15 protein-coding genes are annotated in these 17,364 nt (G+C 65.6%); 12 read left to right on the top strand and 3 right to left on the bottom strand.

What is annotated here, in order from left to right; translation table 11 throughout:
- Positions 1-56: 56 nt before the first annotated feature.
- Positions 57-3,593 (bottom strand): MobF family relaxase, encoded by a 3,537-nt coding sequence (mobF, locus tag DNK54_RS19065; protein ID WP_204164702.1) that lies wholly within the window; start codon positions 3,591-3,593, stop codon positions 57-59.
- Positions 3,594-4,514: 921 nt separating this feature from the next.
- On the opposite strand from mobF, the gene DNK54_RS19075 reads away from it, so the two are divergent.
- The 11 genes from DNK54_RS19075 (at position 4,515) to DNK54_RS19125 (ending at position 14,635) form a co-directional block, all read left to right on the top strand.
- A complete protein-coding gene (locus DNK54_RS19075; RefSeq protein ID WP_162602558.1) occupies positions 4,515-5,444 on the top strand; it encodes a hypothetical protein in 930 nt (309 codons plus the stop codon).
- A gap of 129 nt (positions 5,445-5,573) precedes the next feature.
- Positions 5,574-6,146 (top strand): SAF domain-containing protein, encoded by a 573-nt coding sequence (locus DNK54_RS19080; protein WP_162602559.1) that lies wholly within the window; start codon positions 5,574-5,576, stop codon positions 6,144-6,146.
- A gap of 69 nt (positions 6,147-6,215) precedes the next feature.
- Positions 6,216-6,929: a CpaE/TadZ family protein gene (locus DNK54_RS19085; protein ID WP_239460192.1), complete on the top strand. Its 714-nt coding sequence runs from the start codon at positions 6,216-6,218 to the stop codon at positions 6,927-6,929.
- Complete coding sequence (locus DNK54_RS19090; RefSeq protein ID WP_110208601.1) at positions 6,919-8,394, top strand: TadA family conjugal transfer-associated ATPase; 1,476 nt, start codon at positions 6,919-6,921, stop codon at positions 8,392-8,394. The genes DNK54_RS19085 and DNK54_RS19090 overlap by 11 nt, the downstream gene beginning before the upstream one ends.
- On the top strand, positions 8,391-9,248 hold the full coding sequence (locus DNK54_RS19095) for a type II secretion system F family protein (protein WP_110208602.1): 858 nt from the start codon (positions 8,391-8,393) through the stop codon (positions 9,246-9,248). The genes DNK54_RS19090 and DNK54_RS19095 overlap by 4 nt, the downstream gene beginning before the upstream one ends.
- A complete protein-coding gene (locus tag DNK54_RS19100) occupies positions 9,245-10,150 on the top strand; it encodes a type II secretion system F family protein (RefSeq protein WP_110208603.1) in 906 nt (301 codons plus the stop codon). Before DNK54_RS19095 ends, DNK54_RS19100 begins: the two co-directional genes overlap by 4 nt.
- A gap of 23 nt (positions 10,151-10,173) precedes the next feature.
- Positions 10,174-10,359 (top strand): hypothetical protein, encoded by a 186-nt coding sequence (locus tag DNK54_RS19105; RefSeq protein ID WP_110208604.1) that lies wholly within the window; start codon positions 10,174-10,176, stop codon positions 10,357-10,359.
- 40 nt (positions 10,360-10,399) lie between these two features.
- Positions 10,400-10,735, top strand: a complete 336-nt coding sequence (locus DNK54_RS19110; RefSeq protein WP_239460193.1) for a TadE/TadG family type IV pilus assembly protein — start codon at positions 10,400-10,402, stop codon at positions 10,733-10,735.
- Positions 10,675-11,163 (top strand): TadE/TadG family type IV pilus assembly protein, encoded by a 489-nt coding sequence (locus tag DNK54_RS19115; protein WP_204164703.1) that lies wholly within the window; start codon positions 10,675-10,677, stop codon positions 11,161-11,163. The genes DNK54_RS19110 and DNK54_RS19115 overlap by 61 nt, the downstream gene beginning before the upstream one ends.
- A complete protein-coding gene (locus DNK54_RS19120; protein ID WP_110208606.1) occupies positions 11,160-11,585 on the top strand; it encodes a pilus assembly protein TadG-related protein in 426 nt (141 codons plus the stop codon). The genes DNK54_RS19115 and DNK54_RS19120 overlap by 4 nt, the downstream gene beginning before the upstream one ends.
- Positions 11,582-14,635 (top strand): AfsR/SARP family transcriptional regulator, encoded by a 3,054-nt coding sequence (locus DNK54_RS19125; RefSeq protein ID WP_110208607.1) that lies wholly within the window; start codon positions 11,582-11,584, stop codon positions 14,633-14,635. Before DNK54_RS19120 ends, DNK54_RS19125 begins: the two co-directional genes overlap by 4 nt.
- A gap of 102 nt (positions 14,636-14,737) precedes the next feature.
- Here the strand turns inward: DNK54_RS19125 and DNK54_RS19130 are convergent, their stop codons facing one another.
- Both DNK54_RS19130 and DNK54_RS21755 read right to left on the bottom strand, forming a co-directional pair.
- Entirely contained in the window at positions 14,738-15,085 is a 348-nt protein-coding gene (locus DNK54_RS19130; protein WP_110208608.1) for a hypothetical protein, read from the bottom strand.
- A 149-nt stretch (positions 15,086-15,234) separates the two neighbouring features.
- Positions 15,235-15,795, bottom strand: coding sequence for a TetR/AcrR family transcriptional regulator (locus DNK54_RS21755; RefSeq protein WP_110208609.1), 561 nt, complete (start codon positions 15,793-15,795; stop codon positions 15,235-15,237).
- Between the two features lie 296 nt (positions 15,796-16,091).
- On the opposite strand from DNK54_RS21755, the gene DNK54_RS19140 reads away from it, so the two are divergent.
- Positions 16,092-17,018: a bifunctional DNA primase/polymerase gene (locus DNK54_RS19140; RefSeq protein ID WP_110208610.1), complete on the top strand. Its 927-nt coding sequence runs from the start codon at positions 16,092-16,094 to the stop codon at positions 17,016-17,018.
- Positions 17,019-17,364 lie beyond the last annotated feature (346 nt).

A 17,364-nucleotide genomic window follows, 5' to 3' on the forward strand; every position in this document is an offset into this window, starting at 1 on the left:
CGCCGTTCTGGGTGGCCTGTGGACAACTCGAATCGGCTGACGCCTGTGGATACTCGTTAGTGGACGATCGAGCTCGCCCGCACTTGGGTCGGGCGATGCTCGACGGCCGAGTCGACCAGTTTTTGCGCCCTGCGGAGTGCGATGGCGGCGCGATCTCTGTCGGCACGCTGGCTGATGGTCTCGGGGATCGCGCCAAGTGGTCGGGGGCCGGTGATGTCGTAGCGGTCGCGGCATGCCGCGATCACTCGGATCTCGTCCCGCCAGGCGTTCGAGGTTTCGGTGCCTTCGGCACGTTGCCCGATTGCTTGGATCCAGGGTGCGCGATCGTTGATGGCTCGTTCGGCCAGTTCGGTGGCGCGGTGCTCGATCAGCATCCTTCGTTCGTCGAGCGCCTGCCGATGTTCAGGGCTCATAGGTCCAGCTACTTCTGGGATCAGCCCGGCGATGAGGTCCGGCTCGGCGCGGTGACGTCCGGTTCGCTTGGGTCGTGCGGTGGCGAGGTGGAGGCGGCTGATGAGCACGGCGCCGACGTCGTGGGCATCGTCCAGGCCGCGGCTTGCGACGACTCTCGGAAGCACTGTGGTGAGATCGTGGCCGTTGGCTTCGGCTCGTCGGAACTCTGCGGTCAGTGGTGCGAAGGAATCGGACGCCAGGAGCTGTTCGACGTCGGCCGGGTCGAGTCCGATCTCGTGGACCAGCTTGGTCCAGCGGTCGTGTTGGCCGTCGGCGGCGATGGTCTCGTATTCGGCGGCCAGTTGTGCGATCGAGGACCACTGCTCGTGTTCGGCTTCGATCATCTGGTGTGCCGACAGTTCGGCGCCGGAGTGATTGAGGATTCCGTACAACACGGTCCGGGCGGTGACTTCATCTTCCTGCGGTGGAGTGTGCGTGTCGTCCGAATCGTCCAAGGCGACGTAGACGGTGTTCGACCGGCGGCCGCGGGTCATCGACACGTAGAGGTTCTCGCGGTTGGTTCGCCCGGAGGCGACGACGTGGGCGGTGTCGACTGTCATTCCTTGGGCGCGGTGGGCGGTGATGGCGTACCCGAGCTCCACGCTTTCACGGACGTAAGAGGCGGGGAGGACAACGGTGCCGCCGTGCTTGTGGTCGGCTCGGGTTGCCAAGACCGCTCCGTCTGGCAGGACGTCGGTGATGCGCCAGCGGTCGCCGTTGCGGACCCACCCCCCGCGTAGTGAGCGGAGGTGGCGCTGGTTGCGGCGGGTGATGATCACATCCCCCGCCGACGCGTGGTTCCCGTCAGCGAGTTCTACTTCTCGGCCTGCTTCGGTCTCTCCGGTGAGGATCCGTTCGGCCCGCGCTCGTTGGTTGAGCTGGGTGACGGTGGCGGTTGCTTCGGTGACGAGCACGCTGGCCAAGCCAGATTGGATGTCGGTGCGCCAGGCGTCGTACGCGGCGTCGGTCATCTCGTCGGTGCTTCCGGCGTGGACTCGGCGGTGGTGGAGGTAGGTGCTGATCACGTCGGTGTCGCCAACCCGCAGAGCGGCGGTGGCGTCGGATTCCCAGTCGTGTTCGAAGCGCAGGATCTCAGTCAACTCGGGGGTGTCGTCGCGGGATGCTGCGAGCATCCCAAATGCGCCGCCGGCGTCGACGGACTGCAACTGGGCCGAGTCCCCCACCAGCAGGACCTTCGCCCCGGCATCGGCGGCCAGGCCTGTGATCCTGTCCAGCGTGTGCGTGCCGGCCAAGGTTGCTTCGTCGATGATCACCAACTGCCCGGGCTGGAACTGGGCGCGGCCTTGGTCGTGTTCGTGGAGCCACTTCGCGGTGTTGTCACACGCGATGCCGAGGTCATCTGCCAACACCTGTGCTGCCGCGGCGGAAGGCGCCAGACCGACCACCGAACCCGCTCCATGGGTCGCGGTCCAGGCCGTGCGCAAGGCTCGCATGGCGGTGGTCTTTCCCGCACCTGCAGGACCGACCAAGAGGTCGACCTGGCGCTGCGAGGTGGCGATCTGAGCCAGCGCGTTCGCTTGACCTTCGGACAGACGATGACCATCTGAGAGACGGTTGGCAGCGTCTTCGACTTCCAGCAGGTCGGCGGTGGGAGCGGTCAGCATGTTGGCGCGGACCAGGAGTCGGTCTTCGGCGGCCAGGAGGTCAGCGGAGCTGAACACCACGGACTGGCGTGGTCGGAATCGACTTGATCCATCGGACCAACGGAAGGCTTCGGGGCTGATGGCGAGTTCGGGTGGTGTGAGGCGGATCGATGCGCCGGTGGCTGCGTCGACGACCATGGCGACGACGGCTTCGCGGTCCCGCGGTGTGGCGAAGCGCCACTCCATCGTCTGTCGCGAGGCTTCTGCCCACAGGTTCCAGTGCCGCCAGGTTGAGCGCTTCTCCCCCACCACGGCCACGACCTGACGCCCGACCTCCGAGACGACGTCCAGCGGAACGTCCTCAGCACGCAGCGCCGGATTACTCGTGTGGGCGAGGACTGAATGGGCCCAACCGGTGGAGTCACCGCCCACCAGTCGCTGTGCTCGGTCGCGCCAGCCAGTGGTCAACTCGGCCAGGGAGTGCAGTTCTTTCTCGGGTCGTGTGGCGATCGTGGCTGTGGCGCGCAGTTCGATGATGGTCTTCGGTGACGGGCGACGCCCGTAGGTTGCGGTGTACTGCTCAATCAGCCGGTCGGTCTCGATGTCGACCGCACGCGAGCGGTTCGAGAACTCCGCGATCAGTTCTTCACTGACGCCAGTGATCTCCAGTGCAGTGTTGCGGTCCGCGCCGCGGTCGCGGCGCTCCCAACTAACACCGAGGCGCGTAGTCAGGATGTCAGCAAGGACTGCGTTGTAGTGCTCGGAGATCGCGACCACGCTGCGATGGATCGGGATCGAGTCGAGGCTTCGCCACTTACCGTCGTAGACGGTGCGAACCTTGTTGGAGACGACCACGTGGGTGTGCAGTTGCGGGTCACCGCAACGCGAGTCCCAATGGTCATACGCGGTCGCTGCGACACCGGCCACTTCGTGTTGGGCAACCGCTCCATTGCGGGCGTTCGCTCCAGCCCTCGTGACTGCGATCTCCCGCTCGAAGAACCCCAGCACTTCGGCGATTGCGTCGTGGTGGGCCTGCACCAACTGCCTCTGTAAGTCGGCGGCGGCGAGTCCCCACAGAACTGACACGGACTTCGGGACGCTGAATGTCAGGTCGAATCCGGAGACGGCCGTCTGCGGTCCGCGGACTTCTTCCTTATGGGTGATCCCTGCGATGGCGTCCGCTCGTGCTTCATCAGTCAGCGACGGATCGAGTTTCGCGATTCGTTTGTCGATGCGTTCCTGAACAGACGGGTATGTCGGGAAGGCTCGTCCCAACTGTGTTCCCGTGATCGGGTCGCGGCCGTGCACCAGCAGCAACTCGAGTTGAGACGGCGTCACCTCCGCGCCGACAGTCAACTGGCCGTCGCCGAACTCGCGGACGCCCGAGCCCATCCAGACGCCGGGAGGGGTTCCTTCCTCGGTGTAGTAGCGCGTCATCGGCGTGCGCAGGGAGCGGTTGCCATCCCCTACGACAACGCTCTTCAACAGGTAGTCACACCCATGGCCGGGGCTCATCTTTCGCAGCGAAACGGTCACCACGCACCTCCTCGATCACAAGGTGTGCACCGGCGCTCCACCTCGCTGTGCCAGAGGTGTGACCGGATTGAGGCTGGGGGCGAAAGGCGGCGTCTGGAGGGCGACATGTGGGTCGGAATCGGATGTGCACCTTGCTTGATGAGGTGCGAGAGGAAAACCACGAATGTTGCGTAGATCACATTTCAATGGCTCAATAGACGGAGGCGGTGAACTCGGTGGATCCGCCATCGGGGCGCCGTCTGCTGCTCCCCCGAGACCTTCTCGGCGGTGGCAGATAGATCCGGCCATGACGTTCACGCGAGGAGTTCTCTCACTCACGACGGCAGTTCTACTGCTCGCCGTAGTGGCCGCGTGTGGCTCCGACCCGGACCCGGATGGGGCTCCCAGCACGTCCCCCAGCATCACAAGTTCTCCCAGCACGACGAGTTCCACACCGGCTACTCCGAAAGAACAAGCAGGAGCGGACGCATCCGCGGCGACCGTCCTGTACTACGCCACTATCGATGAACTCCGTCAAGACGCAACAGCGCCGCTGAGCCGGTTGGATTCGGTCGCGGTCGGTACTCAGCTTTCAGCGCAGGAGAAGTTCCTGACCAATCAACGCGATGGGGGTCTCCTTCAAGTCGGTGACACGAAGGTCATTGAGACGAAGGTCCAATCGATCAGCTTGGACAACTCGGATCCAGCGAGCGGCCGAGTGCCTACCGTGACGATCGACGTGTGCTGGGACGTCAGCAATGCCGACCTCATGGACTCGAGCGGCGAATCGGTCGTGGCCGCGGATCGTGCGGATCGTGGGTGGACCCGGCTGACCGTCGCGAACTATTCCTGGGACTCTGAACCCGAGAATGGCTGGCGAGTTGCCGGCGGCGAAGACTTGGAGAAGAAGCCGTGCGACGGATAACTGCTCGGTTCCTCACGTTGTTCGCACTACTCGCCGGGTGCCTGATCGGCACCATGGCGCCACCTGCCGTCGCCGATTCCAAGACGGTCTGCCAGCAGCAGGACCCGTTGTCCGGAACGTGCCTCGTGTGGGTCGTTGTCGAAGTTCCCGATGCGGAGCCCGTGTCCGACGGCCCGAAGGACACCGGTTCCGGTCAGAGTTGTTACTGGGACGGTCGGGAACAGAATCTCTACGATCCGCCGCCCGAACCGGTTCCGTGTTCGTCGGAGTACGGCTATTGGTCGAACGCGTACCGCTGCTACATCAGGCTCGTCGATCCACAGCCGCCTGCCGGCCATCCCGCTTGGAAGGGCCACGAACCGGGCGACGGCGCAGTTTATGACTGCTACCAACCTCAGGCCGACCTGCTGATCCAGATCTGGGCAGCCGATCCTCCCGAGAACTCAGGTGCTGGCCCGAGCCCGCGCGAGGTCGCGCAACTGGCGATCGATGACATGCAGTTGCGTGCGATCGACGTAGGGATTACTCCATCGCCCGGGGCGGACCGCATCGGTCTGGTCGGGATGCCCGTGTGGATGTGGGCGGCGAATCCTGACAGCCACACGTTCGGTCCGATCACGGCGACTGCGAGTGCGGGCGGCATCACGATCACCGCTACCGCGAAGGTGCAGAAGGTGACGTGGCGGATGGGCGACGGAACGACCGTCGAGTGTCGCAGTGCCGGGACGCCGTACAAGGCGTCGTATGGGAAGAAGCCATCCCCCGACTGCGGCCACGTGTACACGTCGTCGAGCGCTGGGAAGCCCGGTGGCACCTACACGGTGACGGCAACGTCGTCGTGGGTGATCACGTGGGAGGGCGCTGGTCAGAGCGGCACCATCCTGCTCGACGGGCTGGAGCGGTCGGTCGAGATCACCGTAGGGGAAGCACAGGTACTCGTGAACTAGCGAGCGGCAGTGAGAGGCAATCGCGCGATGAGCAGCACAACGATCCGGTCTGAGCGGTCACACCTTCCTCCTCCCCCGTCTGCTGAGCCGCCGCTTCCTCCACCACCGAAGCTGCGGCGCCGTCCGGCCTTGATCGCTGCCGCGGTGGTGGCGATCTGTTTGGGGGCGCTGCTTGGCGGTTGGGCCTGGAGCGCGACGACGAGCACCCAGGAGGTGCTCGCGGCCCGAGCAGATATCGAGCGCGGATCTGTCATCGAGGCGGACGATCTGGTGAGCGTCCGGATCAACAGTGACTCCGCTCTGAGTCCGGTCAGCGCTGGTTCTTTGGAGTCGGTGATCGGTCAGCGGGCTGCGGTCGACATCGCGGCCGGGTCGCTCTTGACGCCGTCGTCGTACGCCGACGCGACTGTCCCGTCCGAGGACATGTCGGTGGTTGGCGTCGCGTTGACCTCGTCCCAGGCGCCGGGCATGGAGTTGCGGACGGGTGATCGGGTGCGGGTGATCGTGACGCCGGCCGAAGGTAGTGACGCGCCGACCGGGACGCCGTCGTTCAGTGAGGCCGAAATTGTCGGGGTGCGCGTTTCTGATGACACCGGTCAGCTCGTGGTGGATCTTCTCGTTCCTCATGGCGAAGCGGCGACGTTGGCTGCGCAGATTGCCACGGGCAACGTGGCGCTCGTGTTGGATTCCAGGGCCCGGTGAGACGTCATGGCTGTGGTTGCGCTGTGTTCGGCGTCCGGGTCTCCAGGGGTCACGACGACTGCGCTCGGCATGGCGTTGCTGTGGCCGAGGCCGGTGCTGTTGGTGGAGGCCGACCCGACGGGTGGGTCAGGGATCTTGGCTGGCTACTTCCGTGGGATCAAGTCGTACGGCCAGGGGCTTGTGGAGTTGGCTCTGTCCACCGAGGACATTGCCGACCTACTACCCCAGGTCGCTGAACCGGTCGGGTCGTCGGCGGCCAGTTTCATCGCGGGTCCGCGAACTCATAGTCAGGCTCCTGCTCTGACGGGACTGTGGGCGCCGCTGCTGAGGGCTCTGCAGGATCTTGAGGCCACGGGTCAGGACGCGATCGTCGACTGTGGGCGCCTCGGCTTGGTCGGCTGGCCCGAACCGCTGCTCGCCGAAGCTGACCTGTCGCTGATCGTGTGTCGGACACACCTGCCAGCTGTGGCGGCCGCTCGGTCGTGGGCCGAGTCCGCACGGCGCGGTCATCCGACGTGGGCCCATCCCGCAGTGATGCTCGTCGGTGAACGACAGCCCTACTCCGCGCGGGAAGTCAGCAGCGTGCTGGGGCTTCCAGTCCATGCCGTGATCGCCGACGATCCTGGCTCGGCGGCCGTCCTGCACCGCGGTGTGACGGTTCCGGATCGGTTCGATCATGGTCCGTTGGTGCGCAGTCTGCAGGCGGCGATCTCCGCGATCGACGCAGTCATGCGGACGCGGGCTGAAGGTTTGGGTGTGGAGGCGATGTCAGATGTCCAGTGACCATCTGGTCCGCCCGACCAACGCAGTCCCGCGGTTGTCGGACCTTCCCCTGTTCGATCAGCCACTTCCCCGCACCGCCCAGCCGGCCACCAAGGCTGCACGGCAGCAGCCGTGGACCTCGTCGTACGACGACGCTGATGTCGATTGGGGTGTTGTCGCCTCACTGCGCACGTTGGCGTCGAAGCAGTTGAGCCAGGCGGTGAGTGCCGAGTCGTCGCGTTTGGATAAGGCGGCTCAGACAGAGTTGGGGCGCTCGATCGTGTTGGACCTGATCGAGTCGACGATGGCGGATCGTGTCAACGAGGGCCGTGGCGCCTGGAGCACTTCCGCGCAGACTGCGCTGGCGCAGGCGGTGTTTGATTCATTGTTCCGGCTGGGGCGGCTGCAGCCGTTGGTTGATGACGACCGGGTCGAGAACATCATCATCGCCGGCCACGACAACGTCATGCTCGAACTCATCGACGGTTCCCTGGTCGAAGGTCCCGCGGTTGCGGATTCAGATGAGGAACTGATCGACTTCCTGGTCTTTCTGGCCTCACGCAGTGAGGTGAATGCGCGCGGGTTCTCTGAGGCGCAACCGCGCCTGCATCTGCGGTTGGACGGCGGTTCTCGGCTCGCTGCCGCCGCGTGGGTAACGCCTCGACCGTCGGTGGTGATTCGGCGGCACCGCCTGATGCATGTCACTCTCGAGGATCTGGTGGAGCGTGGCATGCTCTCGCCCTTGCTGGCGTCGTTCTTGCGTGCTGCGGTCCGGGCCCGCAGGAGCATCGTGGTCTCGGGAAGCCAAGGCGCCGGCAAGACAACACTGGTCCGTGCGCTGTGCAGCGAGATCGACGAACACGAGGCGATCGGGACGTTCGAGACCGAGTACGAGCTGCATCTCAACGAGCTGGGGCGTCACAAGATCGTTCATGCCTGGGAGGCACGCCCTGGCTCGGGCGAACGGGCGGCGGACGGTCGTCTGGCCGGTGAGTTCACCTTGGATGAGGCGCTGATCGACTCGTTCCGGTTCAACCTGTCCCGTCAGATCGTGGGTGAGGTTCGCGGCCGTGAGATCTGGGCGATGATCAAGGCGATGGAGTCCGGGACCGGATCCATCTCGACAACCCACGCCTCTGATGCGGTCTCGGCTATTCGCAAGCTCGTGACGTGCGCGATGGAGGCCGGTCCGCATGTCACGCATGAACTGGCGACCAGCAAGTTGGCCTCGACGATCGATCTGATCGTGCACCTGAACCTCACCACGGAACGTTCGGCGGACGGTTTCCGTCGGCACCGCAGCGTGCATGAGGTGATCGCGGTGGCGCCGGGTGAACGCGAGACCGGGTATGCGACCACGCACCTGTTCTCACCCGATGGTTCTGGAATGGCCAGGCCGTCGATCTTGCCGGAGGAGTACCGCTCGTTGGCCTCCGACGGGTTCGATCTGGCCGGGTTCCTCAGCGAACAGCAGGTGGTGTCGTGATCGCCTTGGTTCCAGCCCTCGCGGGTGCGCTGATTGTCGCCGGCCTGATCGGGGTCGTGGTGGGTTTGAAGCCTGCGCCGGTGCGTCCGGTTCGTCCGCGACGCGTCCAGCGCAAGCCGATGAGCACCCGCACCAAGCAGTTGATCGTGGTCGGCGTGGCCGGTGGTTGTCTCGCTTGGCTGGTGACCGGGTGGGCTCTCGCGCTGGTGGCCGTGCCGTTGGCGTGTGTGGGTGTGCCGATGTTGCTGTCCAGCTCCGGTGCAGCGGCGCGGATCGATCGGCTCGAAGGCATGGAGGAATGGACGCGTTCGCTCTCGGGGGTGCTGACGGTCGGGATCGGCCTGGAGCAGGCGCTGGTGGCCACCGAACGCTCTACCCCGGCCGCGATCCAGCCGGAGGTACGTCGGCTGGTGGCACGGTTGCGGTCACGGTGGAACACCGAGGAAGCGATCCGTGCGTTTGCTGACGAACTCGACGATGCGACCGGGGATCTGGTGGCGGCGAATCTGATCCTCGCGGCACGGCGCCGTGGTGCGGGGCTGGCGCAGGTGCTGGAGAGTCTCGCCGAATCGGTCTCGGCTGATGTGCGTGCTCGGCGTCAGATTGAGGCTGACCGCGCCAAGCCGCGTGCGACCGCGCGGTGGGTGACGATCATCAGCGTCGCCGTGCTGGTGGTGCTCGCGGTTTCCGGCACGTATGTGGAGCCGTATCGGAGCCCGCTGGGGCAGGTCGTGTTGGTGACGTTGTTGGCGGCGTACGTGGCCACGTTGGTGTGGATGAAGCAGATGGCGGTCGGGAAGCCGCTGGCACGGTTCCTCGTCTCAACGTCGACGCGGACGGGGCGAGCGTCGTGATCGCGGGACTTCCGTTGGCAATGGCGGCCGGTGCGCTGCTGGGGCTCGGGTGTGTGCTGCTGGTGGCCCGGTTGCTGCCGCCGCAGGTGGATCTGGCTGATGCTCTCGGGCGGTTGACGCCGTCGCGGCACGCTGACCTGGAGTCCACGACCGGGGCGGCCTCGTCGGGCAAGGAACGGATCGGAGTCTGGGCGATCCGGGTGCTTCCGCCGGGGATGTGGGTGCGGACTCCCGCCCGGGAACTGGCGCTGCTGCGGATCTCGCTGGCGAAGTTCTACGGCGACAAGCTGACGTTCGCCGCGTTGGGGCTCGTGGCCCCGTCGCTGCTGGGGATGTTCTTCAACGTGCTGGGCATCGGGCTGCCGATCGTGGTGCCGGCAGTGGCATCAGTCGGGTTGGCGGTGGTGATGTTCTTCATCCCGAACTACAACGCGATCGACGACGCCAAACGGGCGCGGGTGGAGTTCGCCCGCGCGCTGGGGGCCTATATCGATCTGGTCGCGCTGGAGCGTCACAACGGCTCAGGTGTCCGGCAAGCCATGGAGTCGGCGGCGCAGGTGTCGGACTCGTGGGTGTTCCGGCGGCTCAGTGAGGAGCTTGGCCGGTCCCGGTGGTCGGGGCTGCCGCCATGGGATGCGTTGCATGCGTTGGCTGAAGAGCTCGGGCTGCCGGAGTTGGAGGACTTCGCCGACATCATGCGGCTCTCCGGCGAGGAAGGGGCCGCGGTGTACAGCAACCTGCGTTCTCGTTCGGCGGCGATGCGCACGGCGATGCTCAACGCCGAGGTCACCCAGGCCAACGCCGTGGGTGAGCGGATGACGATCCCCGGTTCGTTACTCGGGGTCATTTTCATGGCGCTGCTCGTGGCGCCGTCCCTGCTGCGGATGTTCAGCGGCACCTGATTGGAGAAGGAAGGAACCAAACCATGAAGCGAGTGATGAGTGCGGTCACGGCGCTGATGCTCGGCTGGGATGACCGGACCAGACGGGACGAGCGGGGCTCAGTGACCACGGAGCACGTTCTGTGGGCGGTGGCGGTGATCGCCATCGTCGGGATCGTGGTCGCGGCGGTGAAGACCTTTGTCGAGATGCAGGCTGGCAAGATCAACTGAGCGACGCCGGGACCAGCGTGGTTCGGTCTCGGTCGAGCTGGTGATCTTGCTGCCAGCGCTGTTCGCGGTTCTCTTCCTCGGGATGCAGGCCGCGCTCTACTACCACGCCCGAACGGTCGCGATCGCTGCCGCGCAGGAGGGCGCCCGCGCGGCCGGAGCTGAGACCGGCACCGAATCGCGGGGCATCGACGCGGCTCACACGTTCATCGCGAATGCCGGCAACGACGTCCTGCAGCACGCGGTCGCACACGCCGAACGGACGGCGACAACCGCCACCGTCGTGGTCGAAGCGCACAGCCTCAGCGTCATCCCAGGATGGAATCCCGTCATCCGCCAAAGCGTCACCGTGCCCGTGGAACGGGTGACTGCACCATGAATCTTCACCGGGACGAGCGCGGGTCAGCGTCGATTGAGGCAGCGATCGCAGTGCCCGCCTTCGCGTTGTTCGTTGGTCTCATCATCTTCGGTGGCCGTACCGCCGTCGTGCGGCAGTCGGTCGAGTCCGCTGCCGCCGATGCTGCCCGTTCGGCCTCCCTCGAACGCGTCGAATCAACCGCCAAGAAGGCAGCCAAAGACGCGGCCGTTGCCAACCTCGATGCGCAAGGAGTCGATTGCCTCAACGTCGATGTCGTCATCGACACCCAGCAGTTCTCCCGCACCGTCGGCACCCCCGCACGGGTCGAGGTGACCGTGTCCTGCCTTCTCGATCTCGCGGATCTCTCCGTACCGGGCGTCCCGGGTACGCGCACCGTCTCGGCCACGATGACCAGCCCGATCGATACCTGGCGGGAGCGAAGCGAATGAAGCGAACACCGCGCGACGACCGTGGCTCGATCAGCATCTGGGTCATCACCGCATCGGTCGCCATGATGACGCTGGTCGGACTTGCCGTCGACCTCGGCGGCCAAGTCCATGCCCAGCAGCGTGCCCACGACGTGGCCGCCCAAGCCGCACGCACCGGTGGACAACAGGTGGAAGCAGCACCGGCGGTGGAAGGCCGGTACGTAGCCCTCGACACGACCGCTGCCCGGCGCGCTGCCGAACAGTATCTGGCCGATGCCGGGGTCGAGGGCACCGTCACGATCACCGGCGGCACCACCCTGGTCGTCCACGTCACCGACACCTACGAACCGACCTTCCTCGCCTTGATCGGTCTCGACGAACTGACGGTGACCGGCGATGCCTCAGCACGCCTGATCAGAACAACTGGAGGAACCGAGCGATGAACCCCACCCATCCACGCGCCCGAGGACTGGCTGCCGTCGTTCTCATCATCGTCGTGCTGGCCGGCATCCCCGCGACGTTGATTGGGCTCGGCGCCACCCCATGGACCGTCGACCTCTCCCAGTTGCGGCTGCGCCTGCTGAGTCCCGACGACGGCACCGTCACGCTCATCATCATCGGCGCCGTCGCTTGGGTCGCGTGGGCTTTCATGGCGTTCTGCCTGGTCACCGAGATCATCGCCGCTGTCCGCGGCGCACACGCTCCACGCCTGCGAGGCCTCGGCGCCGGGCAACAGTTGGCCGCTCGTCTCGTCGCCTCTGCCGCGGTCCTCTTCGTCGTGACCCAGCCCGTCGGCGTCAGCCACGCAATCACAGCCGCAGCACTCCCTCCCGCCACCGACACACCATCAGCAACTGCCGACCCTGAGCAGGGCGAACCAGACATCGAGCTTGTGTCGACATCCTCTATCGAACCTTCACCGGTCACCGAGTCGTACACGACCCGCGCCAACGACAGCCTCTGGAAGATCGCCGAGACCCACCTCGGCGACGGCTCCCGATTCACCGAGATCGTCGACCTCAACCCCGGCCTGTTCCCCCACGGACCGGACTTCCTCACCGCGGGCACAGTGCTCCAACTCCCAGTCAATGAAGCCACACCTACCGCGGATCCCGACGCAGATCCATACGTCGTTGCACCCGGCGACACGCTCTGGGACATCGCCGATGAGGAACTCGACGATCCGACCCGTTACGACGAGATCTACGACGCCTCCAAGGACATCGTCCAACCCGACGGCCGCCAACTGAGCGACCCCAACCTGATCTATCCCGGCTGGGAACTCCAGATCCCCCACACTGAGACACCCGCCGAAACCCCAGAACAGTCAAGTCCTGAAGCCCAAGCTCCGCAGCCCGCGCCCGAGACAGATCCCGTCGCGCCAGAGGACGTCGCCCCTGCTCCCCCGCCCGCCACAGAAATCGAACCAGCCACAGAGTCGGCTGGCGACCAAGAACTCGTAGCTGACGTCGACTCGGACGACGAAACCGGTTCCCCTGCCTGGGTGCTGCCCGGACTCACCGGGGCCGGCGCCATCCTGGCAGGTTCACTCTTCCTCGTCCTGCGTGCCCACCGCCGCACACAACTGCGGTACCGGAGCCCCGGTGAGGTGATCGAGCCGCCACCCCAGGAACTGGTCAACGTCGAGAAGACAGCACGCCTCAACGCCGGCACCGTCCCGCGGCTCCAAGACCTGGACCGTCTGCTGCGGCACCTCGCCGACGGACTGGAACTGACAGGTCAACCACGACCGCGCCTCCAGATCGTCGAACTCGCCGACCAGCACGTCACGCTCCACCTCGCCGAACCTTCACCCGCCCCGCCCGGCTGGAGCGGCACCAACAAGGCGTGGACGTTCCACCTCGACCAGACACTGCCTGATCCCGAAAGCCCCGCGCCCTGGCCCCTGCTGTGCACCATCGGCGCCACCGACACCGGTCACCTGATGCTGGCGAACCTGGAAGAACTCGGCGCCATCACACTCACCGGCGACCAAGACGCCGCAGCAGCTCTAGCGCGCTCCATGGCCGCCGAACTCACCCTCAGCCCGTGGAGCATGCTCACCGACATCGACACCGTCGGCATCGCAGCCGAACTCGCCAACCTTGATCCCATCCGCCTTCACCACCACGACACCGACGACATCGGATTCATTGATCGCATCGCGGCCGAACTCACCAAACGGGGCGACGACGAGCCGGAACTGTTCCATGCCGTGATCGCACACGACGCACAAGCAGTCGAGCCGATCATTCGAGTCATTGCTGACAGCACCGACCGCCGCGGCGCAACCGTCGTCACCACCAGCGAATCCCCCGCCGCCACCCACGCGGTCAGCTTCGATCTGTCCGGCGATGGTCACCTGCACATCAGAGATCTCAACCTTGACCTGATCAGCGCAGGCCTCACCGCGGAAGAGGCCGCCGCGACAGCAGCCATCGTCGCCGTCACCCGCGACGCAGCACCCGTTCCCTCACCGCCGCATCGTGTGGACCAACCCGTGTGGCGCGCTGCGACAGACCGCTCTGGAACCCTGGTCACGACGTATGCCGACGCGGCGCCCACCGTCGAAGATGCTGCGCCTGCGCCAGCACAGACCGCCGATGCTGACTCGGGTGCCGACGAAGAAGTCGAGGAGTCCAGCGCCTCACCTCAGACATCGGTCGACGACCTCGATCCCACCCTCGACGAGGACCTCACCGCTTGGTTCGACCCCGACAGCCGTGTCCCTAAACTGCGCGTGCTCGGGCCAGTTCGAGCGACCGCTCACGGCAACCCAGCCGCCGTCGCACGACGCAAACCGCACTACGTGGAACTGCTCGCCTACCTCGCACTGCACCCCGAAGGCGTGTCGTCCCGCCAGATCGCTGAAGCGTTCTCCATCAACAAAGACCGCGTCCGAATCGATGTCGGCGTCGTGCGCAAGTGGCTCGGCGAGAACCCACGCACAGGTGACTACTACCTGCCACCGGCCATGCAGACCCGTGCTGCTGGACAGGCAGGCGTGTGGACCTACCAAGTCGACGATGTGCTCGTCGACGCCGACCTCTTCCGCCGACTGCGCGCCCGCGGCCAAGCCCGCGGAGATCAGGGTGGCCAAGATGACTTCGACACCGCACTCCGCCTCGTCGAGGGCGCCCCGTTCTCTGACCTACGCGAGACCGGTTGGAGTTGGCTGCTCGACGCGGAGTCTCGCGACGACGAGATCCTCGCCTGCGCGATCGTGGACGTCGCACACGACGTCGTCACCGCAGCCCTTCAAGCAGACGACGTCGACCGCGCCGCCGACGCGGTCACGATTGCGACACTCGCCTCGCCCTACGACGAGATCGCCAGGGTCGACCGTGCTGCCGTCCTCGTAGCGCAAGGACATGAAGACGCCGCACGCGAGTTCCTCGCCTCAGCCGTCCACAACCGGAGCGACGACCAACTCGGGCCTCTCGACCTCCCCGCCACGACCAAACGGCAATGCGGCCGATTCAGTGGCGCCTGATCCCTCACTGTGCCCCTGGATTGCCCCGGCCAGCCTGAGTTCGAGTGCGGTCGTTGCACCAACCTGTGCCGTAACCTCGCTCGAACCCAGGCTAAGGCTCGGCTAGATCGAGCTGTAGACGTAGCAGACCAGCGATGCCCCGCCGATGCCACTGAGCACCCATGCAGGCAGAGGCTTACGCGTCCGGTACGCGACAGCCAGCACCAGCACGACAACCATCAACGCCATCTGGATGGTGACCTTGAGCGTGTTGATCGAGTCGGCGTACACCAACACCATCACCAAGAGCCCCACGGCAGAAAGCACCTCAACGATGGCCGCGCCGAAGATCATCGGCGTCATCTGCCCCTTTCCTCCGAGTGCGGCCTTGAACTGCGTGGCTTCACCAACGATCAGGACAAGGACGGCGATGCTGATGACGCCGATGAGGACGTCATGGAAAACGGGCATGAGGACACACTCCTGTACGACAGACAGTTCTAACTACACCTTCTGGTGTAGTTAGAACTGTACTAAAAGGAATGTTACGAGGATTGGTGACCCCGCGTACCCGACGCCAACGCGGTCACGTCCCTCCGGGCAGCGGGTCAGACCGCGCGTCAGTCTGCAGACGAAGGGCCGTCGGGTGCGGTGATCATCGTTGAGATGCGTGCAGCGATCTGCTGCCGCAACTCCTCAGGCAATGGTTGGTTCATCAGCGCCTCGAACATCCACAGGCCGTCGGCCGCGAGCCTCGCAATAAACAGGTCGAACTGGTGGGGGTCGGCTGCGGCCGACTCCGGTGACGGCGTCCACTTGTTCGCGACCTCAGGCCACATGCGCCCCGAGTTGGGATCCTTGGAGAACTCCAACACGAACGCCAGATCAGCACTCGTGGCCGACTGCGTAGCCACCTCCGCATAGGCCGCGAGACGCTCCTCGGCAGTTGCCTCACCAGCGTCCTTGCCTGCAGCTTGGGCCATGAGGGAGTCCCACACCGTGGAGACATGCTCCTGGATCCCGGCAAGCAGCGCATCTTTCGACGGGAAGTGATACATCAAGCCACCCTTGGTCAAGGACGCCTCAGCAGCCACCGAATCGAGAGTCACCGCCGTCACCCCGTCGCGCTGCGCAACACGGACAGCAGCCTCAAGGATCTTGGAACGATTACTCGGACGCATGAACCGAATCTATCCGGGCCTAACTCCTGGGCAGGCGAGTCGGGCCCTCAAGGTTCCCTACCCTCACCCCCTTGGACAAGGACGTGCAGCAGTCCTGAACGGCACAGGATCCCGCTGACGCGGCATCCGGCCACTGCTCTGCCGACGACTCAGCGGCCCACTTCAAGACCACTTCAAGACTTCCGGGGGTACGCCCGTTGACCTGCGCAAACGCATAGGGGTACGGGTGTACCCCCTCCCCTACTGGCCAGTAAGGGGTACGAAGTCGGATACGGGTTCTGAGGATCGTCGAGCCCATGAACGACTCGACACGCGACACCACGCGAGGCCCTCGTTGGTCACGGGCGCTGGTTACGGAGCTGGCCCAAGCGTCGGCGCCGGCTCATGCGGCGATGTCACTCGCGGCCGCCGGGGTGCCTGTGTTTCCGTGTGTGCCGCTGCAGAAGAATCCGCTCACACGGCACGGGTTCCGTGACGCCTCAACCGAACCCGGGATCGTGGATGGCTGGTGGCGTCGGTGGCCGAACGCGAACGTGGCGATGCCGACCGGCGCTGTCTCCGGTGTCGATGTCGTCGATGTGGACGTGCATCCGTCCGGGCATGGTTTCGAGGCACTTCAACTCGCACGGGGTGCGGGCCTTCTGGACGCGCCCGCCTGGATGGTCTCGACCCCCTCGGGCGGATTGCATGTGTGCTTCCTCCGACAGGAACCTGTCGAGCAGCGCTCGTGGCAGGTACCCGAGCGCCACATCGATTTTCGGGGCGATGGCGGCTACGTCGTGTTGCCGCCTTCAACCGTCACTCAACCCGATGGTGAGGCCAGCCCGTATCGGGTCATCGACATTGCCTCTCGTCAGCCTGGCGGGGTCAATGCGGCCGCGGTACGGCGACTCTTGGATCCTTCGCGGACAACCCGGCCGCCTGTGGACCTGCCTCGCGCCGGGGCGCGACCGGACCGGCTCGCGACCTGGGTAGCCACCCGCGGCGAGGGCGAACGTAATCGGGGACTCTTCTGGGCTGCCTGTCGGATGGTCGAGGCCGGTGAACGGTTCGACGTCACCGCGAACGTGCTGGGCGACGCGGCCCGTTCGGCGGGGCTGCCTGATCGGGAAGTGATCACCACCATTCGTTCGGCCTACCGCGTCGCCGCCCGGTTGGGAGATGACGCCGTTTCGCGTGACCGCGTGGGCCCTTCACGGGCGGCTGAGGGGGTCCGCCTTTGACAACTCCCACACGCCTTCCCGACTGCTCAGTTTCAACCTTGACGAGGAATCCCCATGAACGGACCTGACCCCTACGACCGCCGACTCGACCGAACGGCCGAGGACACCCAGCATCTCGACGTCGAGACTCACGACAGGCCTCACCTCGCGGTCCACCGCGACCCCTCACAGCGATCGACCACACCGGACTTCCCCGGCAATCAGCCGATCACCTGGGTGCGACCCAGCGAGTTGGCAATGCGTGTCGGCTCACCGGTTGCCAGCCGCGGCATCGACTTACACACCGCGCTCGTGATGCGCACTCGTCGAGCTCCGGCCTCGCTCGCCAAAGCAGCACGCCGCACGT

Origin of the sequence: Nocardioides daejeonensis (assembly GCF_003194585.1) — a bacterium.
Lineage (GTDB): Bacteria > Actinomycetota > Actinomycetes > Propionibacteriales > Nocardioidaceae > Nocardioides > Nocardioides daejeonensis.